General features: G+C 36.1%; 19 protein-coding genes, 7 tRNA genes and 1 pseudogene. 15 read left to right on the top strand and 12 right to left on the bottom strand.

Annotated elements, in window-relative coordinates; genetic code table 11:
* Positions 1–2 precede the first annotated feature (2 nt).
* The 3 genes from ACHZAX_RS13560 to ACHZAX_RS13550 are packed head-to-tail and all read left to right on the top strand — an operon-like array spanning position 3 to position 3,013.
* Complete coding sequence (locus ACHZAX_RS13560; protein ID WP_320019497.1) at positions 3–1,742, top strand: family 43 glycosylhydrolase; 1,740 nt, start codon at positions 3–5, stop codon at positions 1,740–1,742.
* A gap of 60 nt (positions 1,743–1,802) precedes the next feature.
* The gene (locus ACHZAX_RS13555; RefSeq protein ID WP_101310214.1) at positions 1,803–2,174 is read left to right on the top strand and encodes a hypothetical protein; all 372 of its coding nucleotides are present in this window, start codon (positions 1,803–1,805) and stop codon (positions 2,172–2,174) included.
* A gap of 20 nt (positions 2,175–2,194) precedes the next feature.
* Complete coding sequence (locus tag ACHZAX_RS13550) at positions 2,195–3,013, top strand: SDR family NAD(P)-dependent oxidoreductase (RefSeq protein ID WP_320019496.1); 819 nt, start codon at positions 2,195–2,197, stop codon at positions 3,011–3,013.
* A gap of 221 nt (positions 3,014–3,234) precedes the next feature.
* Here ACHZAX_RS13550 and ACHZAX_RS13545 read toward each other — a convergent pair.
* The 6 genes from ACHZAX_RS13545 to ACHZAX_RS13520 all read right to left on the bottom strand — a co-directional run bounded on the left by ACHZAX_RS13545 (position 3,235) and on the right by ACHZAX_RS13520 (position 4,907).
* A tRNA-Ser gene (locus ACHZAX_RS13545) sits at positions 3,235–3,322 on the bottom strand.
* A gap of 11 nt (positions 3,323–3,333) precedes the next feature.
* Positions 3,334–3,406: transfer RNA gene (locus tag ACHZAX_RS13540), tRNA-Gly, on the bottom strand.
* A 45-nt stretch (positions 3,407–3,451) separates the two neighbouring features.
* A tRNA-Tyr gene (locus ACHZAX_RS13535) sits at positions 3,452–3,533 on the bottom strand.
* A gap of 23 nt (positions 3,534–3,556) precedes the next feature.
* Positions 3,557–3,629, bottom strand: a tRNA-Gly gene (locus ACHZAX_RS13530).
* Positions 3,630–3,668: 39 nt separating this feature from the next.
* Positions 3,669–3,750, bottom strand: a tRNA-Tyr gene (locus ACHZAX_RS13525).
* A gap of 464 nt (positions 3,751–4,214) precedes the next feature.
* Positions 4,215–4,907 carry a tetratricopeptide repeat protein gene (locus tag ACHZAX_RS13520; RefSeq protein ID WP_101309043.1) on the bottom strand — a complete coding sequence of 231 codons (693 nt, stop codon included), beginning with the start codon at positions 4,905–4,907 and terminating at the stop codon, positions 4,215–4,217.
* Positions 4,908–5,084: 177 nt separating this feature from the next.
* Here ACHZAX_RS13520 and ACHZAX_RS13515 point away from each other — a divergent pair, with 177 nt between their 5' ends.
* Genes ACHZAX_RS13515 through ACHZAX_RS13505 form a run of 3 tightly spaced genes read left to right on the top strand, consistent with a single transcriptional unit; the run spans position 5,085 to position 6,480 of the window.
* Complete coding sequence (locus ACHZAX_RS13515) at positions 5,085–5,501, top strand: AAA family ATPase (protein ID WP_320019495.1); 417 nt, start codon at positions 5,085–5,087, stop codon at positions 5,499–5,501.
* Complete coding sequence (gene recF / locus ACHZAX_RS13510; RefSeq protein ID WP_320019494.1) at positions 5,489–6,184, top strand: DNA replication/repair protein RecF; 696 nt, start codon at positions 5,489–5,491, stop codon at positions 6,182–6,184. Before ACHZAX_RS13515 ends, recF begins: the two co-directional genes overlap by 13 nt.
* Before the next feature lie 5 nt (positions 6,185–6,189).
* Positions 6,190–6,480 (top strand): DciA family protein, encoded by a 291-nt coding sequence (locus tag ACHZAX_RS13505; RefSeq protein WP_101259901.1) that lies wholly within the window; start codon positions 6,190–6,192, stop codon positions 6,478–6,480.
* Between the two features lie 56 nt (positions 6,481–6,536).
* Here the strand turns inward: ACHZAX_RS13505 and ACHZAX_RS13500 are convergent, their stop codons facing one another.
* Positions 6,537–6,956: a nucleoside-diphosphate kinase gene (locus tag ACHZAX_RS13500; RefSeq protein WP_101309041.1), complete on the bottom strand. Its 420-nt coding sequence runs from the start codon at positions 6,954–6,956 to the stop codon at positions 6,537–6,539.
* A 215-nt stretch (positions 6,957–7,171) separates the two neighbouring features.
* On the opposite strand from ACHZAX_RS13500, the gene ACHZAX_RS13495 reads away from it, so the two are divergent.
* Complete coding sequence (locus ACHZAX_RS13495) at positions 7,172–8,200, top strand: DHH family phosphoesterase (protein ID WP_320019493.1); 1,029 nt, start codon at positions 7,172–7,174, stop codon at positions 8,198–8,200.
* Positions 8,201–8,274: 74 nt separating this feature from the next.
* Here the strand turns inward: ACHZAX_RS13495 and ACHZAX_RS13490 are convergent, their stop codons facing one another.
* On the bottom strand, positions 8,275–8,982 hold the full coding sequence (locus ACHZAX_RS13490; protein ID WP_320019492.1) for an SAM-dependent methyltransferase: 708 nt from the start codon (positions 8,980–8,982) through the stop codon (positions 8,275–8,277).
* Positions 8,983–9,139: 157 nt separating this feature from the next.
* On the opposite strand from ACHZAX_RS13490, the gene ACHZAX_RS13485 reads away from it, so the two are divergent.
* Both ACHZAX_RS13485 and ACHZAX_RS13480 read left to right on the top strand, forming a co-directional pair.
* Positions 9,140–10,066, top strand: coding sequence for a bile acid:sodium symporter family protein (locus ACHZAX_RS13485; RefSeq protein WP_320019491.1), 927 nt, complete (start codon positions 9,140–9,142; stop codon positions 10,064–10,066).
* A gap of 42 nt (positions 10,067–10,108) precedes the next feature.
* Complete coding sequence (locus ACHZAX_RS13480) at positions 10,109–10,876, top strand: MBL fold metallo-hydrolase (protein WP_245870291.1); 768 nt, start codon at positions 10,109–10,111, stop codon at positions 10,874–10,876.
* Positions 10,877–10,891: 15 nt separating this feature from the next.
* Here the strand turns inward: ACHZAX_RS13480 and ACHZAX_RS13475 are convergent, their stop codons facing one another.
* The gene (locus ACHZAX_RS13475; protein ID WP_320019490.1) at positions 10,892–12,064 is read right to left on the bottom strand and encodes an MFS transporter; all 1,173 of its coding nucleotides are present in this window, start codon (positions 12,062–12,064) and stop codon (positions 10,892–10,894) included.
* 309 nt (positions 12,065–12,373) lie between these two features.
* Here ACHZAX_RS13475 and ACHZAX_RS13470 point away from each other — a divergent pair, with 309 nt between their 5' ends.
* The 4 genes from ACHZAX_RS13470 to ACHZAX_RS13455 all read left to right on the top strand — a co-directional run bounded on the left by ACHZAX_RS13470 (position 12,374) and on the right by ACHZAX_RS13455 (position 16,426).
* Entirely contained in the window at positions 12,374–14,182 is a 1,809-nt protein-coding gene (locus tag ACHZAX_RS13470) for an aconitase/3-isopropylmalate dehydratase large subunit family protein (RefSeq protein ID WP_320019489.1), read from the top strand.
* A 173-nt stretch (positions 14,183–14,355) separates the two neighbouring features.
* Positions 14,356–16,137 carry an aconitase/3-isopropylmalate dehydratase large subunit family protein gene (locus ACHZAX_RS13465; protein WP_320019488.1) on the top strand — a complete coding sequence of 594 codons (1,782 nt, stop codon included), beginning with the start codon at positions 14,356–14,358 and terminating at the stop codon, positions 16,135–16,137.
* 101 nt (positions 16,138–16,238) lie between these two features.
* Positions 16,239–16,313 (top strand) — tRNA-Arg (locus tag ACHZAX_RS13460).
* 38 nt (positions 16,314–16,351) lie between these two features.
* Positions 16,352–16,426: transfer RNA gene (locus ACHZAX_RS13455), tRNA-Arg, on the top strand.
* Between the two features lie 319 nt (positions 16,427–16,745).
* Here ACHZAX_RS13455 and ACHZAX_RS13450 read toward each other — a convergent pair.
* The 3 genes and pseudogenes from ACHZAX_RS13450 to ACHZAX_RS13440 all read right to left on the bottom strand — a co-directional run.
* Positions 16,746–16,847, bottom strand: a pseudogene (locus ACHZAX_RS13450) (helix-turn-helix domain-containing protein); the annotation flags it as partial.
* A 645-nt stretch (positions 16,848–17,492) separates the two neighbouring features.
* Positions 17,493–18,686, bottom strand: a complete 1,194-nt coding sequence (locus tag ACHZAX_RS13445; RefSeq protein ID WP_320019487.1) for an aspartyl protease family protein — start codon at positions 18,684–18,686, stop codon at positions 17,493–17,495.
* 77 nt (positions 18,687–18,763) lie between these two features.
* Complete coding sequence (locus tag ACHZAX_RS13440) at positions 18,764–18,925, bottom strand: hypothetical protein (protein WP_320019486.1); 162 nt, start codon at positions 18,923–18,925, stop codon at positions 18,764–18,766.
* A 1,183-nt stretch (positions 18,926–20,108) separates the two neighbouring features.
* Here ACHZAX_RS13440 and ACHZAX_RS13435 point away from each other — a divergent pair.
* Positions 20,109–20,525 carry a hypothetical protein gene (locus ACHZAX_RS13435; RefSeq protein WP_320019485.1) on the top strand — a complete coding sequence of 139 codons (417 nt, stop codon included), beginning with the start codon at positions 20,109–20,111 and terminating at the stop codon, positions 20,523–20,525.
* Positions 20,526–20,535: 10 nt separating this feature from the next.
* On the top strand, positions 20,536–21,483 hold the full coding sequence (locus ACHZAX_RS13430) for a hypothetical protein (RefSeq protein ID WP_320019484.1): 948 nt from the start codon (positions 20,536–20,538) through the stop codon (positions 21,481–21,483).
* Positions 21,484–21,675 lie beyond the last annotated feature (192 nt).

Here is a 21,675-nt window from a genome sequence, read left to right as displayed (position 1 = left end):
TGATGAATCAACAACGAATATTACTGGGTCTAGTCGCTACAATGTATTTGGGGATAACTTCAAATACTTGTTACAGTCAAAGAGGGGAAACCATATGCAATCCACTAAATATAAATTATCGATTTCAGTTAGACCAACCATCCCGAAGGGAAGCTGCTGACCCGAGTGTGATACAGTATCAAGATGGTTATTTGTTATTTGCGTCCATGTCTGGTGGTTACTGGTATTCAGAAGATCTGGCCAATTGGGAATTTATTGAGTCGGATCAGATTCCTAAAGAAGAATATGCCCCAACAGCTATTTCAATCGGAGATACAGTTTACTTTTTGGCCTCGTCAACTCAGAAGAGTACCATTTATAAAACAACCGATCCGCTATCCGGTAAATGGGATGTGGCTGTAGATTCACTGGAAATTATAGTTTGGGATCCCTATTTATTTATGGATAATGATCAGCGACTTTACTTATACTGGGGATGTTCAAACTTTAAACCGATTTATGGAATAGAACTGAATTATAAGGAAAACTTCACTCTTATTGGCGACCGAAGTGAATTGTTTTATGGGGAACCAGATACTTACGGTTGGGAACGTCCCGATGATTATAATAATTATTCCGGGCGCAAAAAGCCATGGGTCGAAGGTGCTTGGGTAACAAAACATAACGGAACCTATTACTTGCAATATTCAGCTCCTGGAACCCAGTTTAAGAGCTACGCTGATGGTGTTTACGTTTCAAATAATCCCTTAGGGCCATATGAAATTGCAGCGAATAATCCCTTTTCCTATAAACCGGAAGGCTTTATTGCCGGGGCAGGCCATGGCAGTACTTTTCAGGATAAATATGGAAATTTTTGGCACATGGCATCCATGAGTATTTCAGTGAAGCATAAATTTGAACGCAGGTTGGGTCTGTGGCCCGCATTTTTTGATAATGATGGTACATTTTACAGCTATACTGCATTTGGAGATTTTCCGCATCAGCTTCCACAAAATCGAATGAAAGGGTCCGGAGACTATCAGCCCAGTTCTCTAATACTTTCTTATCATAAACCGGTTGAGGTTTCATCAACCCTGCCCAATTATGCAAAAGAAAATGCCACCGATGAGAATGTTCGAACAAGCTGGAGTGCCGAATCCGGCAATGCTGGAGAATGGCTTATGGTCGATTTGCAAAGTCAATATAAAATCAGTGCCATTCAAATCAATTTTGCTGATGTGGAAACCACTCTTTTAGGACGTAAGGATTCCATTTTTTATCAATATAAAATTGAATATTCAACTGATAAAATAAAATGGAAAACTTTGGTTGATAAAACAGCGAACACCTATGATTGTCCCCACGATTTGATCGAATTGCCTTTAAAGGTTTCATGTCGATATGTGAGACTAATCAATTTCAGAGTTCCTGATGGAAAATTCGCGCTATCAGGATTCCGGATTTTCGGTAATGGGAGAGGTAAAACTCCACGGCAAGTGTCCAATTTTTCTTGTCAGCGCGACACCACAGATAATCGGAATGCTAAGCTTAGTTGGCAAAAGAGCAATGGCGCAGTGGGTTATAATATTCGCTATGGAACTTCTCCGGAAAAATTGTACCTGAACTATCAGGTTTATGATGTTGATTCATTAACCATTCACAGTTTAAACAGCATTCAGAACTATTATTTCACTATTGATGCATTTAATGAAAGTGGAATAACCAATGGGGTAAAGATTATTGATGCAGCCATGAAAAATTAGTTAAGAGACGATGTAACTGAAATATAAACACCAAAATATTAACGGATTAAAATAGAATAAATGAAGAGAGGAATTGTATTGTTGATCTTGCTCGTTGCAAGTACGCTGTCATACGTCCAAGCAGCAAAGGCGGATTATTTTGTGGGCAAGTGGAATGTTGAAATTAAGGGTACTCCCGGAGGAGATTCAAAATTAGTAGTAACGCTTGTACGAAAAGAGGGAAAGTTGACGGGGACGGTCTACAGCGAAGCCGATGGAACAAAAGACGTTAAGGAAGTTGAAGAGGATGGTAATTCGTTGAAGGTCTTCTTTAAACATGGTTGGTTCACCGTTGAATTACTCATGAATAAGAAAGATGAAAACCATTGCTCGGCCAAAATGGCCGATCGCTACGATGGTGCTTGTGCCCGAAATTTGGCTGATTCCGAATAAATTAATCTAAAAAGTTATCAATGAAAGTCAAAGGAAAAATAATTGTAGTAACTGACGGAGGCGGTGGTTTGGGGCGTAAACTTGTTTTAAATCTACTTGAAAAAGGAGCTAAGGTAGCTATAGTTGATATTAATAGTGAAGCGTTGGATGAAACTATAAAGCTAGCAAGGGAAAATATATCAAATTTATCTAAGCATGTACTAAATATAACGGATAAAGAAAGGGTTCTTGTCTTTCCGGAAGAAATCATAAAAATTCACGGAGCGGTAGATGGAATTATTAATAATGCAGGAATTATTCAACCATTTATAAATGCAAGTGCTGTTGGTTTTGATGTAATTGAATGCATTATGAACATTAACTTTTATGGCACTTTAAATATGGCTAAAGCCTTTTTACCATATTTTGAAAAACGTCCAGAGGCGCATATCGTTAATATTTCAAGTATGGGTGGATTTATTCCTTTTCCTGGACAAACCTTGTATGGCGCTTCAAAAGCTGCAGTTAAACTACTTACCGAAGGCTTATATGCTGAATTGAAGGATATGAATATAAAGGTTACTGTTGTACACCCAGGTGCGATTAATACAAATATTAAATTTAATTCTGGTTTAGAACAATCTGAAAAGGAAAAAGAAGAAGCTAAGACAAGTTCCGGAGTACTTCAGCCAAACGAAGCTGCCAAAAAAAATATAGCGGTCATTGAGAAAGATAAATTCAGAGCTAGGATAGGGAAAGATGCCAAAATGTTAGATGTTCTATACCGTATAGCTCCAAAGTTTGCGGTAAATCTAATTACAAAAAAAATGAAATCAGCGTCTCAATCTAAGGGTATTTAATTTGTGAAAACAAAGCCGATTGTCAAATTTACTTTCTAAGCATATTTTCATTTAATGTGTTTTGATTCAGTTTATTATGGTATGTAAAGCGAACAAGTGTAGTTTTGTAATTCTGTTCACTTTATAATGTTGTTTTAGGTGTATTATTGCGTCGGAGCTAAATGAAGAAAGCCTTGTAAACGTTAAGTTTACAAGGCTTTTCCTTCTATTGCATTTCTGCATGGCGGAGAGAGAGGGATTCGAACCCCCGGTACGTTGCCGCACAATAGTTTTCAAGACTACCGCATTCGACCACTCTGCCATCTCTCCAATAATAATTGAGCGGGAAACGAGACTCAAACTCGCGACCCTCAGCTTGGAAGGCTGATGCTCTATCAACTGAGCTATTCCCGCATTAATGATCTCATAAGGATTGAGCATTCTCAATCGAAATCAAAGTGGGGAGAGCAGGATTCGAACCTACGAAGACGAAGTCAGCGGAGTTACAGTCCGCCCCAGTTGGCCACTTTGGTATCTCCCCAAATAATAATTTCAAAAAAAATGAGCGGGAAACGAGACTCAAACTCGCGACCCTCAGCTTGGAAGGCTGATGCTCTATCAACTGAGCTATTCCCGCATGCAAGAAACACGTTTGTTCCTTGGTTAAAATTTAAAGTGGGGAGAGCAGGATTCGAACCTACGAAGACGAAGTCAGCGGAGTTACAGTCCGCCCCAGTTGGCCACTTTGGTATCTCCCCAAATGCAATGTATGTAAAGAACTTTGTTTCTTGATTGCGGATGCAAATATAGGAGCTTTACTACAAAATACAAGGGGTGCCTGCGTTTTTTTTTCAAAAAAAATGAAATATTTATGTAAGTGTTTGATTTCCTATGAAATATTTTTTCAATATAATTCTCTTAGAAATTTGAGTCGTCGATTTTTTATGAAATAGGACTGGTTTTATTACGATCTGAAAATTGAATTTAAGCTAATTTTGCTTTTGTAAATTTTCTGATGGAGATATTAAGAGGTGTACTCTTTTAAGGCTGTTTAAAGAGTAAAGAATTGTGAACGGAGCAGAATGTTGATTTATACTTGTAAGTCTTTTCCTGCGCTTTCTATTCTTGTAAATAGCAATTCTTATCAGTTTGTGTTTTAGAAAAAGAGCAAAAAAAAACGGAGACTATTGTTTAGCCTCCGTTTTTATATTTTGAGTTTGTTTTACTTTATCATCGACTTAGCTCTTGTAATGTATTTTTCAACATCACGGGCTTCTGCTGATTTAGAAAAGTCTTGTTCAATAGTTTCGTAAGCAGTTAGTGCTTTATTGTACTCACCTAACATTTCGTAAGCAAGTCCTGCTTTTTGCAAATAGATAGGTGTTGTGAAATCATTCGTATTAAAAGAACTGGCATCCATATAATTTGAAGCTGCTTTTTTAGTATCTCCTAATTCCATATAAGCATCTCCTATAGCCGCTTTTGCAAGAGCACTAAGTAAGAAATCATCAGAACTGAATTTTTCTAAATAATCAACTGCATTTTGGAATTCGCCCATTCTTAAATAAGAAATACCAGCATAATATTCTGAAATATTTCCTGCCGGAGTTGAGCTAAACTCATCAATAATATCCAAAAACCCAGGATAATTTTCATCTCCGTTCAATGCAAAATTAAATGAATCCTTCTCGAAATATCTTTGAGCCTGAAACAACTGATTTTGAGCACGCTCATTAAGAGGAGCTTTGTAGTATTTTTGATAAGCAAAAACTCCTACAGCCAAAAGAATTATTACAAAAGCAATAGTGGACAGTTTTTTCTGATTTTTCTCAATATATTGTTCGGTTTTGCTTAACGCTTCTTCTAAATTTTCAAAATTATCTTCAGATACCTGATTGTTTTTATTTTTTGACATGCTCAAATATTATTAGTTTTATTTTTTCTAACGCAAATGTAATTTTTTTTACGAAATATCAGACATTTTTTCTGTAAAAAATGAAGATAGGAATTTAGAATATTATAGAACTAAATAAGTAAATCCAAATTGATTTAATTTAGTAATTTTGCAACAGTCATCTAAATCCATTCATACATGCATCTGGAAAAATTATCCCTCTTAAATTATAAAAACATACTTGATTTGGAATTGAATTTTTCACCAAAAATCAATTGTTTTATTGGGAATAATGGAATGGGAAAAACCAATTTGCTGGATGCGGTGTATTATTTAAGTTTCTGTAAGTCATATTTTTCTGTGAGTGATCAGCAAAATATCAATCATAATGAACAGTTTATGGTGCTGGAAGGAACTTACCGACGAAAAGAATTAAATGAGCTTGTGTATTGCGGTGTAAAGCGCGGGCAGAAGAAGAATTTTAAAAGGAATAAAAAGGAATATAAAAAACTTTCGGAACACATTGGTTTATTGCCTATTGTAATGGTTTCTCCGGCAGATGCCAGTTTGATACGGATGGGAGTGAGGAGCGACGCAGGTATATGGATAGTGTAATTTCACAATATGATCGTAAATACCTGGAAGATTTAATTCGTTACAATCGTGTTTTGCAGCAACGAAATAAATTGCTGAAAGATTTTGCATCAGGAAGCAGATTCGATGAAGATACTCTAAGTATTTGGGACGAACAGATGATTGTGCTGGGAACATCTATTTATGAAAAGAGAAAGGATTTTTTGAATAAGCTAATGCCTGTTTTTCAGGAGTACTATCAGATGATTTCTTTAGGGAATGAAACTGTAAATTTGGATTATAAATCACTTTTACATGATAACTCATTACGTGATCTGCTGATAAATGCCCGTTGGAAAGATCAGGTAACTCAGTATACCACAGTAGGAATTCATAAGGACGATTTGGAATTAACTCTGGGCGGATATCCTATTAAAAAGATGGGTTCTCAGGGACAGCAAAAGACTTATCTGATTGCTTTAAAACTCGCACAATTCGATTTTATCAAGCAAATTGCCGGATTTAATCCGATACTTTTGCTCGATGATATTTTCGATAAATTGGATTCGCAGCGGGTAGAGCAGATTGTAAAATTGGTTTCTGAAGATCGTTTTGGTCAAATCTTTATATCCGATACCAATCGTGATCATTTGAACGAAATACTTTCGGGAATGGAGCAGGAATACCAACTGTTTGTAATTGATAAAGGAGCCATTGTAAGCTAAATAAAATGAGAAGAAGCCAAACACAAAAAATAGATGAATTAATTCGGCAGGTACTTAAGGAAAGCAATCTGGACGGGCGCTTGAAAGAGTATGAATTGGTTAATTCGTGGGAGAAAGTGATTGGTAAAACGGTTGCCAATGCTACTACTGATATTTACATTCGTAATCGAAAGCTATTTGTAAAAGTGCGCTCATCAGTAATTAGAAATGAACTGCTAATGATTCGTGAAGGCCTAATGCGAGCTTTAAACAGGGAAGTGCAGGCGAACATTATCGATGAGATTATTGTTCGGTAAAAGAAAAGACGCACTAAGATGACCCTAATGCGCCCTGTATTTTTAAAATTTACAGATTAAAATATCTCAGTTCCTGAGAAATGAAAAGCTCCTTCAATACAAGCATTTTCATCACTGTCCGATCCGTGAACGGCATTGCGGGACATCGATTCTGCAAATTCTTTACGAATTGTTCCTTCTTCAGCTTCAGCAGGATTGGTTGCACCGATTAATTTTCTGAAATCAGCAACAGCGTTATCTTTTTCAAGAATTGCAGCTACAATTGTTCCCGAGCTCATAAAATCGGTAAGATCCTCATAAAATGGTCTCTCCTGATGAACCTCATAAAATTTCTTAGCTTGATCTTTAGTTATTTTGGTGTATTTCATGGCAGCAATGCGGAATCCTGCTTCATTAATTTTTGCCAGAATAGCTCCGATATGTCCGTTTGCAACAGCATCCGGTTTTATCATGGTAAAGGTTCTATCGCTTCTCATATATGTGTATAGTTAAATGTTTCGAATACAAAAATAATGATTCTGAGCACTTGTGCAACTGTTCATTTAACAAAACAGGTAATTGAGAATTTAATTCTTCAAAGTATTCCTCATGCTCGGCAAATGATTCGTAAATCTATCCTGCTTCCATATCTAAAATCTAACGATCTATTGTATCTTTACCAGCTTATAATAATTATTACAAGAGAAATAGAATGAATAATTTGCAAAATAGAATTGATGCTGAGCTGATTAAGGAAGCGGAAATATTGCTTAATGAGTGTGCAAAAATTTCAATTATACCGCATTCGGGTCCCGATGGTGATGCTATTGGATCTTCGTTAGCCTTGCATCAGTATCTGATAAAGAAAGGAAAACAGGCACAAATAATCAGCCCAAGTGCTTATCCCGTTTTCTTAAAATGGCTGCCTGGAAATTCTGATGTTTGGATTTATACCAATGGAAAGAAAAAGGCTGAGGAGTATATTAATTCATCTGACCTTATTTTTATTGTAGACCATAATTCATTTAAGCGCTCAGGCGATTTGGAAGGAGTGCTGGAGAAGGCAACTGCAAAAAAAATCATGATTGATCATCATCCTGAACCTGAACAAATTGTTGATTTGATGTTTTCGGATACTCAAATGTGTTCTACCTGCGAAATGATGTATGAATTTATTGAAGCTTTAGGTGATGAAGACATGATTGATGAATCAATTTCGGAATGTATCTATACTGGAATTATTACTGATACAGGAGGTTTAAGTTACAATTCCTCTCAGCCAAGAACTTATCAGGTGGTGGGGAGTTTGCTTGCAAAAGGAATTGATAAAAGTAAGATTCATTCGAATATCTACGATAATTTTTCTCCGGACAGGATGAAGTTATTAGGACATTGTTTGGATCAGGGGTTAGAAGTTTTGTCCGAATTCAATACAGCCATTATTACATTAACAAAGGAAGATTTAGTTCGATTTAACTATAAGGATGGCGATACGGAAGGATTTGTGAATTATCCTTTATCCATTCAGGGGATGCTTGTTTCTGTAATTTTTATTGAAAAGGATGATGTTGTTAAGATATCTTTCCGATCGAAAGGTGATGTTCCTATAAACAGGGTTGCCAGAGGTTATTTTAATGGGGGCGGGCATATGAATGCTGCCGGCGGCAGAACCGAGAAGTCATTAAAGGACGCAATTGATCAATTCAAAAAGGTTTTGCCTGAATTTTATAATAGCTTGTAAAGAAACTGATTTGATTTTTTGTTTTAAGAAGTTGTAAAATTTACAGCGCAGATTCATCGTCTGCGCTGTTTTTTTTATTTTTCTCTGTGGATCAAAAAGATAGCAGGTCTTTTGTGTAAATCCGGCAGATTGTTTTTCCATGCCTGTACCGACATGGTTTTGATGTATTCCGATTCAAGTGTGATATCGGCAGCAATACAAAGTTTAGTGGCCGGACTGCAATTTTGAAGTAAATCTTCAAGCATTTTCATGTTTCGGAAAGGAGTTTCAATGAACATTTGTGTTTGACCTTCACTTAGCGAACGGTGATCCAGATGTTTAATTTTCTTGCTTCTCTCGTCGCTCGGGATAGGTAAATATCCATTAAAGGCAAAGTTTTGTCCGTTAAAACCAGATGCCATTAAAGAAAGTAATATGGAGGAAGGTCCAACCAATGGAACTACCTGTATGTTTTTAGTATGGGCAATTTTTACAACATCGGCTCCGGGATCAGCAACACCAGGACATCCGGCTTCCGAAATAATCCCCATGTCGTGATCGGTAATAGCGTCCAAATAAGTTGAGATGTCTTTTGGAGAGGTGTGTTTGTTTAATTCATAAAAGGTAAGCTCATCGATATTGATATCCTGATTCACTTTTTTAAGATAACGACGTGTTGTCCGTATGTTTTCTACAATAAAGTGTTTAATATCCGGAATCAGTTGTTGAATGTTATTTGGTATTACCTGATCGATTTCTGTATCTCCCAAAGTAGTTGGGATTAAAAAAAGTTTGCCTTTCATAAATGATATATTTTCGGCAAATGTACAAAATAAGTCTGTTACTCTTTAAATGGTAGCTTGTCAAATGCAAACTTGTTATCTGTAATCATTCTGAATAGTTTTGAACTTATCTTGATTTATTACATCTTTGCAGGTAATTGATAATATTTATAATAATATGACACAAATTGCACGTAAAATAATATTAAATCGAAACTTTATTTTGGTTCTTGCTGTCGTTTTAGGATTGTTGATTGGCGATTGGGCAAGTCTGTTAAAAGAGTATACTTTTTATATTTTAGCAATCGTAATGACCTTTTCAACCACTGGAATTTCTACAAAAGCCATGTTTCCTTTAAAGCAGATGATACTGCCAATGCTGATGGGATCGTTTTTGAATTATGTGGTATTTGGAGCTGTAATCATTGCATTGTCGTATTGGTTGATGCCAACGCCTGAGCTTTTTCTGGGGTTTGTGGTGATTGCTTCTACACCGCCAGGTGTTGCTGTGATTCCTTTCTCACATATATTGGATGGTGATTTAAAGTATGCCATAGTCGGAACTTTGGGGGCTTTTATTTCGTCCTTGTTTTTTGCACCGCTAATTGTTGGTTTGTTTTCAAATATTGATGGAGGGATTAATCCGCTCGATTTATTCATTACTATGGTTCAACTTGTTTTAGTTCCCCTGCTAATTTCAAGACTGCTGCTTTGGCAACCCATTAAACCAACAATAGAAAAGGTGAGAGGTAAAATTGTTGATTGGGGATTTGCTCTGATTATTTTTACTGCTGTTGGCTTAAATAGACAAGTATTTTTTTCTAATTTTGATGTACTCTTACTGGTGTCTCTGGTACTTTTTCTTGGGATTTTTGGTTTGGGATGGATTTATGAACTGTTTAGTCGTAAACTTGGAATTAAAGCTCCGGCAGCGATAACTCAGAATCTTTTGGTTACGATTAAAAGTTCAGGTTTTGCAGTTGTTACGGCTTTAACATTATTTGGAGAAGAAGCAGCAATTCCTTCAGCAGTAATGGCCGTTTTTGTACTGGCATATTTGCTTTATCTGTCTATTCGAAAAGAGTTAAGGGATTCAAGTAAGTAATCTTGATCAATCAGGTAAGGGAATTCGAATTAGAAATACAATATGGTGAAATTAACTTTTTTAGGAACAGGAACTTCTCAGGGGGTTCCTATTATTGCCTGTAAATGTCCGGTTTGTCAGTCAAAAAATCACAAAGATAAACGGCTGCGTTCTTCAGTGTTGATAAATGTTGATGGTCAGAATTTGGTGATTGACAGCGGACCCGATTTTAGATATCAGATGCTGCGTGCAAAAGTTGAGAATATTTCTGCAATTATCTTTACGCATGAACACAAAGATCACACAGCTGGTTTAGACGATATTCGTGCATTTAACTGGGTGAATAAAAAAGCAGTTTCCATTTATGCCGAAAAGCGTGTACAGGAATCTTTAAAAAAAGAATTTTCTTACGTTTTTGCTGAATTTAAATACCCGGGAATTCCTCAGATGAACTTGATCGATGTGACTGGCGAAACTTTTCATATTAATGGCACAAGCATACAACCTATTCGGGTGAAGCACTTGAAACTCCCTGTTTATGGTTTTCGAATTGGGGATTTGGCTTACATTACTGATGCGAACTATATTTCTCCGGAAGAAAAAGAGAAATTAAAAGGTTTAAAAGTTTTGGTTCTGAATGCTCTTCGAAAAGAAACTCACATTTCGCACTATACTCTTTCGGAGGCATTGGATATTGTGAAAGAACTAAAGCCTGAAAAGGCCTATTTTACTCACATTAGTCACCAAATGGGTTTTCATGATGAGGTGGAAGCTGAATTACCTGATAATGTATTTTTGGCTTACGACGAGTTGGAGATAGAGGTAGGATAATTAATTGAAAGAATTCTATTTCTCCGCTTTAGTCATGAAAACCACACTTATTCCGCCCAGAACAAAAAAGATTGTTCCAGCAAGCAGTAAGGCTGATGAAAGGTTGAAATGGTCGGTGTACCATCCCAAAAAAGGACCAATAATGGCAAAACAAATTCGAATGATAAAATTCCTGACTGAGAGTACCGTTGCTCTCATTTCCGATTCAGTAATTTGATTGATGTAATTTTTTAAAACAGGAGTTGCAATTCCACGCACAAAATAGAAAAAGAAAAGGACGCCAACACCAATCAATGAATTGAACCAGCCAGTTAGTATAAAACCTCCCGAGATTCCTATGACAATAAAAACAGAAGTCCCTGTTTTTCCAAGATATTCCTCCGCTTTATGTGCTGAAAGTGCTGTAATTCCCACGGTTAGGTTCAAAAGAGTCCAGATTACTCCAATGGTGCTGACTTCCATGTTTAAATCCCGCAGATAGGGTTGAATGAACCAGGCAAGTGTTAGTGTTGCACATCCAATAACTGATGAAAAAACAATATTCCAGCGTAATTTGGCATTGTCCCAAAGCGAGAATTTTACAATGCCAAGAATATGATTGAATCCAACTTTTAATTTTATTGAATTCTGATTTGGATCGACTAATAGGATGGAGGCAGGAATGGCAATGAACGCAATGAATGATTGAAAAATGAAGGGCGTTCTCAGGCTGATTAAAGCCAAACTGCCACCGGCAATTCCAGCAAGAGCTTCCGCAAAATTCCCAACCGACATCACTCTGCTTTCCTGTTTTAGATATTCTTTTTCCTTATTCATTTTAAGCAGACTATCATAAAGCATAGCTGAATCGGAACCGGATATAAAGCTGCTGCCAACGCCCAATATTAATTCTGCAATTAAAAATCCATTAAATCCTGAGCTAAACGAGTAGACTACAAATCCCAAACAACCCAGAATAGAACCTAAGATCAAAGACTTTTTTCTACCCCAAACATCAGCAATATACCCCGATGGAATTTCCAGAGCCACAACTGCTACTGAATAAATTCCCTTAAGGGTTAGCACATCCTGCATACTCAAACCATTCTCCTGATAAAAGAGAACAATAATGGGCATGGTGAGCATAAACCACTTGGCAATTTTAATCAAATACAGTTTGGGGATATTTTCGGAAATAGATCTTGTCATTGCTTCAATTTGAGTTGCAAAGATACTCGCACATTCGAAATAGAAAAGCCTTTATTCTTGATTATTTGATCTTCATTGTATTTCTTGCAGAGGCTAATGGAATGGCTTTGTCGTTCATATAGAGTAGTATATCCATTGGTAAAGCCAACGGAACTTATATTTTTTGCATTCAATCGGGCTGTTTGTAAAACTGAATTAAATGGTGATGATGGCGAAGATATTTTGTGTAAATTTAGAAGGTGAGTAGTTGGTTATGTGAGCTGTAGTATAATAAGAAGAGATGATATCAAATCTAAAACACTTGAAACTATGGGAATGACATTAATCGAGAAGATCTTGGCAAATCACTCCAAAGAGAGTGTTGTAAAGCCTGGCGATATTATTGATGTTGAGATTGACATTCGTGCTGCCCGGGATTTTGGAGGAGCAAATGTGGTTAAAAATATCCAGGAGCATAAATTGAAAATTGCCGATCCGAAAAAGACTTATTTTACATTTGATTGCAACCCTACGGGTTCTGATCAAAAATATGCTATAAACCAACAAATATGCCGATTGTTTGCGCGGGATAATGGTGTAAAAGTATTTGATATCAATACAGGTATAGGAACGCATACTTTAATTGAGCAAGGTCTCGCTTATTCAGGAATTACTGCCGTAACTACAGATTCTCATGCCAATATTCTGGGAGCTGTTGGTGCATTCGGGCAAGGAATGGGCGATAAAGACATAGCTGCTGCAATTCATAAGGGAAAAGTTTGGTTCAAAGTTCCTAAATCAGTTAAAATAAATTTAAATGGAAAGCGGCCGGAGCGAATTTATGCCAAGGATATTGTCTTGGAATTGTTGAACCGGTTTGGAGCAAATTCTCTTCTTGGATATTCTGTGGAGATTTATGGAGGGGAAGTAGATCATCTTACTCTTGATGAAAGAATCACAATTTCATCGATGGCTACAGAAATGGGATGTATCATCATTTTGTTTACTCCCAATGATGCCATTATGGAACACAGTCAGTTTCGAAATGGAAGGAAGTTTGATGTAGTGAAAGCTGATGCGGATGCTGAATACGATCAGGTGTTTGAAATAGATTTGGAAGAGTTTGTTCCCCGGGTTTCCTTGCCGGGAGAACCTCACAACACTGTTCCGGTTAGCAAAGTCAGAGGAGTGAAAATAGACTCGGCTTTTATAGGAAGTTGTACCAATGGACGAATGGAAGATTTTCGGATTGTGGCGGATATCCTAAAAGGGAAAAAAGTGGCTCCTGGTGTCGTTTTTAAGATCGTTCCCGCTACCGATGAAATTTGGAATGAATGTTTAAAAGAAGGCTTGATTAATATTTTTAAAGAAGCCGGAGCCATGGTTTCGAATGCTGGTTGCGCAGGTTGTGCTGCCGGTCAGGTAGGACAGAATGGTGAAGGAGAGGTAACCATTAGCACCGGGAACAGAAATTTTCCAGGCAAGCAGGGAAAAGGAAAGGTGTATTTGGCATCACCAGCTACAGTAGTTGCTTCTGCAATTGCCGGTTGCATTGTTCCGCACGATGAAATACCGGAGCATCCCGTAACATTTGGTCCCCGAAAAGAAATAGAAGTGGGTACAATACTTCATTCAAGTTCTGAGGTGTTGATTAGACCTAAGAGAATTGAAGGGCGTGCTTGGTACATTCCCATGGATAATATCGATACAGATATGATTTATCACAATCGATATCTTTCTATTACTGATACGGATGAAATGGGACAGTATACTTTTGATAATCTGGAAGGACACAAAGATTTTGCACAAAAAGCCAAGTCGGGCGATATTGTGATTACACACAAAAACTTTGGAAGCGGCAGTTCCCGGCAGCAGGCGGTTGATTGTTTCAAAGCATTGGGAATACAAGGTATTCTTGCCGAATCTTATGGAGCAATTTACGAGCGGAATGCCATTAATGCAGCCTTTCCAATTATGACTTGTGTTGATATTTCAAAACTGAATTTGACTGATGGTGATACAATTCGTTTGGATTTAGAGACGGGTAAAATCACCAATACAACTAAAAATATATCGGTACAGGGAGAGCGTTTCTCTGAAGTTCAACTGGAAATTTATCAAAACGGAGGACTCTTTTAAATAGTTAACCACGAAGTATTTTGAGTGTCCTTTGTGGTTAAACACATTTAAAGATTTAACCACAAAGGTAAACGAAGGATAACACAAAGTGAAAATTAGGAGACTCTCTGTGCAGTACTTTGAGTTTACTTAGTGGTTAAGGTTAGTTATTGGTTAAAAAATACGTTAATACTATGCAGAATCTAACTTTCGTTGAAAAGATATTCCGGGCAAAATGTGGAAGCATTGTTTTCAAAACTCCCGATATTGTTCTGACTCATGATAATACGGCCAGTATCAAAATTACATTTGAAAAAATGGGTGGCGATCGAGTGAAAGATCCTGATCAGCTTTTGGTTGTTCTGGATCACAATGCGCCGCCAACCAATGCCAAGTTGGCTACCGATTATCAGAGGGTTCGTGAATTGGTTCAGAAACAAGGAATCAAAAAGTTTTACGATGCAGGCTCAGGCATATGTCATCAAATCATGTCATACCATGCCAAACCAGGAATGATAATCGTAGGCAGTGATAGTCATACATGCACCGCCGGCGCATTTAATGCCTTGGCTGCAGGTATAGACCGCACGGAAGCTGCCGGATTGTGGAAAAGGGGAGAAACATGGTTTCGTGTGCCCGAATCCATTAAAATCATTCTAAATGGAAAGTTGCCGCAAGGTGTTTATGCAAAAGATCTTTCTTTATGGATTATCGGGATGATTGGTTCGGCCGGAGCCAATTACATGTCTATTGAATATCATGGTGAGGGAGTGAAAAGTCTTTCCATTTCTGATCGCATGACATTGGCAAATCTGGCTTCTGAAATGGGTGCTAAGAATGCCGTATTTCCTCCCGATAAGGTGTTGGAAGATTTTTATGAACAAAAGGTAAAAGGCATTTGGGCCGATGAAGGTGCCCAATATTTTAAAGAATACGAAATTAATTTAAGCGATTTAGTTCCACTGGTTGCTGCGCCGCATCATGTCGACAACGTAAAAAGCATATCAGAAGTAAAAGGTGTGAAGGTAAATCAGGGATTAATAGGAACCTGTACGAATGGACGATTGGAGGATTTGCGGATTGCCTCCAAAATACTGGATGGTAAACAGATTGTCAGTGGTTTTCAGTTGTTGGTGGCTCCAGCTTCCAAAGAAATATATTTGGATGCGATTAAAGAGGGAATTATCACCAGATTGATGAAAGCCGGTGCCACTATCTTGGGGTCTTCCTGCGGTCCGTGTTTGGGAACCGGACAAGGAATTCCTGCTGATGGATTTACGGTGATTTCCACCGCGAACCGAAATTTTTTAGGCCGAATGGGCAATAAAAATGCTCAAATATATCTTGCCTCACCAGCAACTGTGGCCTGTTCTGCGCTAACAGGTGAAATTACCGATCCAAGAACAGATGCTTCCCATCAGATAAAATTTCCATTTCAGAAAGAACAAAGTGCCACAATTCTGATTCAGGAATCAGACCAACGAAAATCGAATGGTGTTTGGGATTACTCCGATGTTGATCATTTAAATACCGACCAAATGTTTGCAGGAAACTTAACTTACGAGGTTTTGAGTTCCGATCCGGATGGAATTCGTCCACATTTGTTCAAAGGATTTGATGATTCTTTTGCGGATGGAGTAGAGGAAGGTGATATTTTGATTGCCGGGGAAAATTTTGGTTGCGGCAGTTCAAGAGAACATCCTGCAGTTGGATTGGCTCATGCAGGAGTACGTGCGGTGATCGTAAAATCGGTAAATAGGATATTTTACAGGTCGGCAATTAATCAGGGGTTATTACTCATTGTGAACCGCGAAATTGTTGAATCATACCATAGAAATGATGTGCTTGTGCTTGATTTTCAGGAAGGAGTCGTTCAGGTTGGTGAAAAACGATTCGAAATACCTGTTTTACCCGATAAATTACAGCAGATAATAAAATGCAAAGGCCTTGTAAATTGGATAAGAACTGTGATATAAGCTCTTACTAGTCTGTAGTTGATTTTTACTGAAAAAAAACGCAAAAATACTTGTTTGGGAATGTAATAAATACCTATATTTGCATCGCCTTTTAAAGGAATGGTCCAGTAGCTCAGTTGGATTAGAGCAATAGCCTTCTAAGCTATAGGTCCCAGGTTCGAGCCCTGGCTGGATCACTCATTTTTAAAGGCAAAAATAGAAAAAAAACAAGGACGGTCCAGTAGCTCAGTTGGATTAGAGCAATAGCCTTCTAAGCTATAGGTCCCAGGTTCGAGCCCTGGCTGGATCACAAAGACGATACGAAAGTGTCGTCTTTTTTGTTGCAAGTTCAGTTTAGAAGCAATCAAATGTTGTGACAAGTGATGGCAGAATTGAGTATGGCTGTAGCCTTGTGCATAATCCAGACGGTACTCTTCCCACAATAGCTTTCTGGTAACTCCGGTACGTTTCAGTTCACTGGTAAAGTAATTCAGTTTTCCCTTAAAATGTTCAAAGCGTTCGTCCCTATAGGCTGGATTACCGGGATGAAACCTGGCTTCCAATACGGGATCATCCAGCAACAACAGGCTGTCAACATCCGTTTTCAATCGGGATAGTTTATCCAGGTACGCCTTCACGGTATTCTTGCTTACACCCAGATCCCTCCTGGCTATGGTTTTCTTTGGGCTTCCTTGCTGATGCAAGCGCAGTAATTGTTTGATTTGACTCATAGGTTTTGGTTTTCCAGCCATCTGCATTCGTTTTAGTGGTTATCTACATTCTACCACAAAAGAACCAAAACCTGTGTTATTTTGAAAAGAGGGGTCAATATGATCCGGAATATCCATTAAATAATAAAAGTTATTAAAATTTCCATTTTGAAACAAAATATTTTCCAATGTGGATGGAAAAATTACCACTAATTTTTAAAATATTCCTTTCTAATTTGATTCAATAAGCTCTTATGTACTATCCGATTGGAATTTTTCACCATTACAGTACACAACAAAAGGACATTTGCCCTCACTGGTGATTATTTGTTCCACTAAGAATTTTTCATCTTTCAGAATCTCTTTGACTTTTTGATTAAATTTTTGCAGTTGGGTATTTACCCGATGAAACCGAACCCGACACCTTCCACTGCAAAATTTTTGTTGCTTATTTTTTGCCGTGAACATTTGCACAAATGCTGTACATTCTCTTTTCAAAACCTTATGAGGAGCAAATGCAGATTTTTACTTCTTTGCAGGCTTACATGGCACAGGAAAATGAGGAGGACGATATTTAGACGGTGCAAGACCGGACTAAAACCCAAAACACCCCCGTAAATTTCATGATTTACGGGGGTGTTTTAACTTAATTATATCAATTCAAATTTATTTAAACATATTTGTCTTTTGAAGTTTGTAAGAATAACGTTTGCCATCTTTTTTTTCAATCGTTAAAAAGATCGAATCCTTACTTAACTTATCGTCTAGTTTTTTGTATATCTGACAAGAAGATTGTTTATCAATATCTTCAAGATAAAGATCATCAATACTAATTATCTTATTATTGGATTCAATATCTGCTTCATAAGCAGGAGTATCATCCCAAACAAATTTCACTAATACATTTCCATTCTCAATGATGGCTGAAAGTCCAAAAGTATTCCATTTCCCACTAACATATTCTGTCTTTGTTTGTTTTAAAAAAAAATTCTTTTTAGGAAAATCAATAATAATATCAAAATAATCAAATAATCCTGTACCAATTGCCCATCCCTCTTCATCAGCTTCAATATAAGCAACAGGATTGGATACTGTTTTATCACCAAGCGTGAATTTATCTGTTCGTATAATTGAGTAACTTGATTTGGAAGTAGCATTCTGTTGACTCAAAAGCATTGAAACTGCTCGTCCTTTCCCTTGAATTATTTCTTGAGGCTTAATGTAATCCAATACTACTTTATTAATCTGTACAAAACAGTCATCGCCTGTGTCTAGTAACGCAGTTGCTCTTGGTGTACCAAAACTAACAACAACATAAGGAACTGTCCTATTTTTTCCTTGCAATATGAGTTTTTCTTTATTGAAAGATGAGATATTCTTTAATATTTCGAAATCAGAACAAATTAATATTTCATTTTTTGTAAAAGACCAAACACATTGTTTCATAATATCATTACCAATAATGCCAGCAACATCACAAAAAACACCAAGACCAAAATCAACTTCATAAAGAACAGATATCTTTGTTCTTTTAAAACTAAAGCCATCTATATTTAATTCTGCATTCGCTTTAAGAACTGCTTTGAAGTTATATCCATCAGAAATTGTCACATTCTTTTTAAATTCTAGTCCTGCTAATATCGCAGCTTTATCAGAAATGATTGTTTCTGAGCCTGTGTCAATTAGGAACTTACCAGGAATAGTAACCCCATTAATTGTCACATTAGTTGCGAAGTATTTTCCTTTTTCCTTAACAAAAGATACGCGAGTTGCAACCTCCTTATTATTACTTTTAATTTCATTTGCAATACCGAAATTAAGGTGAAATACTAAAATAAAAAAAGATATAATTTTCAACATTATTATTTTTTTAAATTTATGAGATGTATGGTGTCTTATTTTTAAGACGCCATACTATTTCTGATTAGATAAAAGTTTTAATTTGCTCTCATTTTAAATTTATGTACTCCTGTTTTGGTATTTGTTACCATCTTAAAATCCCACTTACCATCAGCATTTATATCAACTTTATGAACGAGGCGAAAACCACCTTTAACTGCACCCATTTGATTATTTGATAATTTTTTAAATTTATCCATTTTATTTTAATTTTTAATAATTTATATATACAACTCCAATACTCAAAACTAGAGGTATTAATCTTTCAATAAGATTACCTATAAGCGATATTTAACCTTTACCTTTCCAGTTCTAGTATTAGATACAGTTTTCATGTCCCACTTACCATCACCATCTATATCGATTTTTGTTACATGTCTGTTCCCACCACCGTTGATCATCTGGAGTTCCTGTTGATTTAAATTTTCGAAATTTTGCATTTTAATTTTTTAGATAATTTTCAATGTGAAATAAATATTAATAACACTCATAATATATAACTATCCCTTTATTCAGAATTTATCAAAAAGTAACCCAAATAAATGATTTTTATTAATAATTTTGGAATGTCAACTTATCAACACGCTCAATTATAGATAAATAACACATAATTTATTTTCATTCTGCTTTCTTATTTTACTTAGCAAGCTCTTAGTACTATCGGATTGGAATTTTTCACCATTACAGTACACAACAAAAGGACATTTGCCCTCACTGGTGATTATTTGTTCAACTAAGAATTTTTCATCTTTCAGAATCTCTTTGACTTTTTGATTAAATTTTTGCAGTTGGGTATTTACCCGATGAAACCGAACCCGACACCTTCCACTGCAAAATTCTTGTTGCTTATTTTTTTGCCGTGAACATTTGCACAAATGCTGTACATTCTCTTTTCAAAACCTTATGAGGAGCAAATGCAGATTTTTACTTCTTTGCAGGCTTACATGGCACAGGAAAATGAGGAGGACGATATTTAGACGGTGCAAGACCGGACTAAAACCCAAAACACCCCCGTAAATTTCATGATTTACGGGGGTGTTTTTGTAATTCCTAATTATACTCAATGAAATTTAAACGTCATTCAGTCTTCATATATGTTTTTAGATCATCCCTCTCATTTTACTTTTCTCAACAAGCGTTTTGTCTCACTATTTTTATGTCCAATGTTGTGACACTTCGATATAAAGCATGACTTTATGTCATTCAATATTTTAGTATAATATCAATATGTTAATAAATATTAAATCCATTTAATTATTTGTTTTTTCAACATATTACGCAATGTGTGTTATTTTAAAATCAATTTATATGAAAATTACAGATTTGACTATTCAAATATTATACTTAGTTTTACTTCTTTAATTAAATTTAAATTTTTACAAAATGAAAAAAAAAATATTACTACTCGTATTTGTTGTTACGGCACTTACTAGTATTGCACAAGAAAAAAAAATGACTGCGAGCTATTACAATTCAAATGAATTTGGAATTGCCTTATTTACGAATAAAGGTTTTTATCCGGAATTTAGAATCGAAGCTAGCAATGAACAGTTAAGAGATGCTTCATATTCAGTATTTCTTAAAAAGGATTTCAATACGTCTAAAGGCATTGATTTATCTTGGGGAGTTGGCTTCTCATATTCTGATTCGGATGAAGAATATATGCGACTACCCTTTTATATTACTAAAAAAGGCATTATTAGTGATAATTTGAAGTTAATGCTAGGACTTGAATTTAAGACTGAATTTTCTGATGAATTTAAAGTTTTACCAAAAATAGGGGTTGGCATAAATTTTTAGATATAAAACTATGAAAAATATTAAATTATTTTCTTTAGTAATCGCAACTGCTTTCATTTTTGCATCATGTGATAAGTGTAACGAGTTAGACTCAACTCAAAACAATGAGCAACTTAATAAAATCAACGCTTCTGAATTTTTAAGTTTTGATAGCAACTTAGATGTTATGTCACCTTCTGGAAACACAAAAGCAAAATCCCGAATTAAAACAATGTGGGACGCGTATCAGGAAATCGTTAATTATTCAGTAGACCCTGAAAAAGAAGCAGAGTATCAACAAGCTATTAAACAATATGCTGACATTCTAAAACCAATTGGAAATAATGAATATGAGATGATTATCAGTGATCCGATTGTTGCTCAAAAATTTAATTCAAATGGTGTATTAGCGATTGGTAACAACATCTACATTGCAGAAGTAGGTAAAATAACCAAATACGTAAAAGAAAATGGGATATTTAAATTGGTTAAGAAATTTAATCGCCCATTTGAGGAAATTCAAGATATTGAGATTGACAGTAGTTCCTTCACAAATAGTACGAAATCAGCTCAGGTTATTACAAAGACAGGTGAGTGGACAAGTGATTCTTATTCGGTTAAAGTAAGTAGTCGCAGAAGAATTCGTGTTTGGATGTATGCCGAAACCTATGGTGACATTGGAGCCAGTGTCGGAGCCAAAAGTAAATATTACAGAAAAAACTGGAAAGATAAAAAGGGGGATAATCGCTTAGAATTTAAATGTTCTGAACTCACCTACACAAACTCTTCAGGCATCTCAAAAACTATCTATAATGAGACTGCAATGTCCAACACCAAAGATCGTGTTCACTTGTATGCGGCCAATAGATATGTAAACATGAATGGGAACAAAGAGTATTCCATAACGAACCCTATCGTTAAATTTTGGAGAAGTTCTACAGGATCTGGTACAGCATATGTATTTGATGATTTTCATTAATTAAAAATTAAATAAACCACATAAGAACGGGGAGCTGTAAAGCATCCCCTTTCCTTTGGTTTGAAGTTTTCATTTTACAATTTAGAAATATTCAAATCTTATTCTTTTCGCACTACTCTTACTCACTCATTTTGAGATTATCATTTTATTAATATTCCCCCTATCCAAGCAAGATTTTACACTTAGGCATTT

Origin of the sequence: Labilibaculum manganireducens (assembly GCF_963665805.2) — a bacterium.
Lineage (GTDB): Bacteria > Bacteroidota > Bacteroidia > Bacteroidales > Marinifilaceae > Labilibaculum > Labilibaculum manganireducens.
The sequence above is the reverse complement of the archived record's forward strand: the minus strand, read 5'-3'. Positions and strand labels throughout refer to the sequence as shown.

Bases quoted from the DNA above. Each gene is read 5' to 3' on its own strand.
- ACHZAX_RS13495 (WP_320019493.1), top strand. From the start codon at position 7,172: ATGAATAATTTGCAAAATAGAATTGATGCTGAGCTGATTAAGGAAGCG.
- ACHZAX_RS13440 (WP_320019486.1), bottom strand. From the start codon at position 18,925: ATGGATAAATTTAAAAAATTATCAAATAATCAAATGGGTGCAGTTAAA.
- recF (WP_320019494.1), top strand. From the start codon at position 5,489: ATGGATAGTGTAATTTCACAATATGATCGTAAATACCTGGAAGATTTA.
- ACHZAX_RS13480 (WP_245870291.1), top strand. From the start codon at position 10,109: ATGGTGAAATTAACTTTTTTAGGAACAGGAACTTCTCAGGGGGTTCCT.
- ACHZAX_RS13560 (WP_320019497.1), top strand. From the start codon at position 3: ATGAATCAACAACGAATATTACTGGGTCTAGTCGCTACAATGTATTTG.
- ACHZAX_RS13430 (WP_320019484.1), top strand. From the start codon at position 20,536: ATGAAAAATATTAAATTATTTTCTTTAGTAATCGCAACTGCTTTCATT.
- ACHZAX_RS13465 (WP_320019488.1), top strand. From the start codon at position 14,356: ATGCAGAATCTAACTTTCGTTGAAAAGATATTCCGGGCAAAATGTGGA.
- ACHZAX_RS13445 (WP_320019487.1), bottom strand. From the start codon at position 18,686: ATGTTGAAAATTATATCTTTTTTTATTTTAGTATTTCACCTTAATTTC.
- ACHZAX_RS13470 (WP_320019489.1), top strand. From the start codon at position 12,374: ATGGGAATGACATTAATCGAGAAGATCTTGGCAAATCACTCCAAAGAG.
- ACHZAX_RS13550 (WP_320019496.1), top strand. From the start codon at position 2,195: ATGAAAGTCAAAGGAAAAATAATTGTAGTAACTGACGGAGGCGGTGGT.
- ACHZAX_RS13475 (WP_320019490.1), bottom strand. From the start codon at position 12,064: ATGACAAGATCTATTTCCGAAAATATCCCCAAACTGTATTTGATTAAA.
- ACHZAX_RS13435 (WP_320019485.1), top strand. From the start codon at position 20,109: ATGAAAAAAAAAATATTACTACTCGTATTTGTTGTTACGGCACTTACT.
- ACHZAX_RS13490 (WP_320019492.1), bottom strand. From the start codon at position 8,982: ATGAAAGGCAAACTTTTTTTAATCCCAACTACTTTGGGAGATACAGAA.
- ACHZAX_RS13505 (WP_101259901.1), top strand. From the start codon at position 6,190: ATGAGAAGAAGCCAAACACAAAAAATAGATGAATTAATTCGGCAGGTA.
- ACHZAX_RS13500 (WP_101309041.1), bottom strand. From the start codon at position 6,956: ATGAGAAGCGATAGAACCTTTACCATGATAAAACCGGATGCTGTTGCA.
- ACHZAX_RS13520 (WP_101309043.1), bottom strand. From the start codon at position 4,907: ATGTCAAAAAATAAAAACAATCAGGTATCTGAAGATAATTTTGAAAAT.
- ACHZAX_RS13485 (WP_320019491.1), top strand. From the start codon at position 9,140: ATGACACAAATTGCACGTAAAATAATATTAAATCGAAACTTTATTTTG.
- ACHZAX_RS13555 (WP_101310214.1), top strand. From the start codon at position 1,803: ATGAAGAGAGGAATTGTATTGTTGATCTTGCTCGTTGCAAGTACGCTG.
- ACHZAX_RS13515 (WP_320019495.1), top strand. From the start codon at position 5,085: ATGCATCTGGAAAAATTATCCCTCTTAAATTATAAAAACATACTTGAT.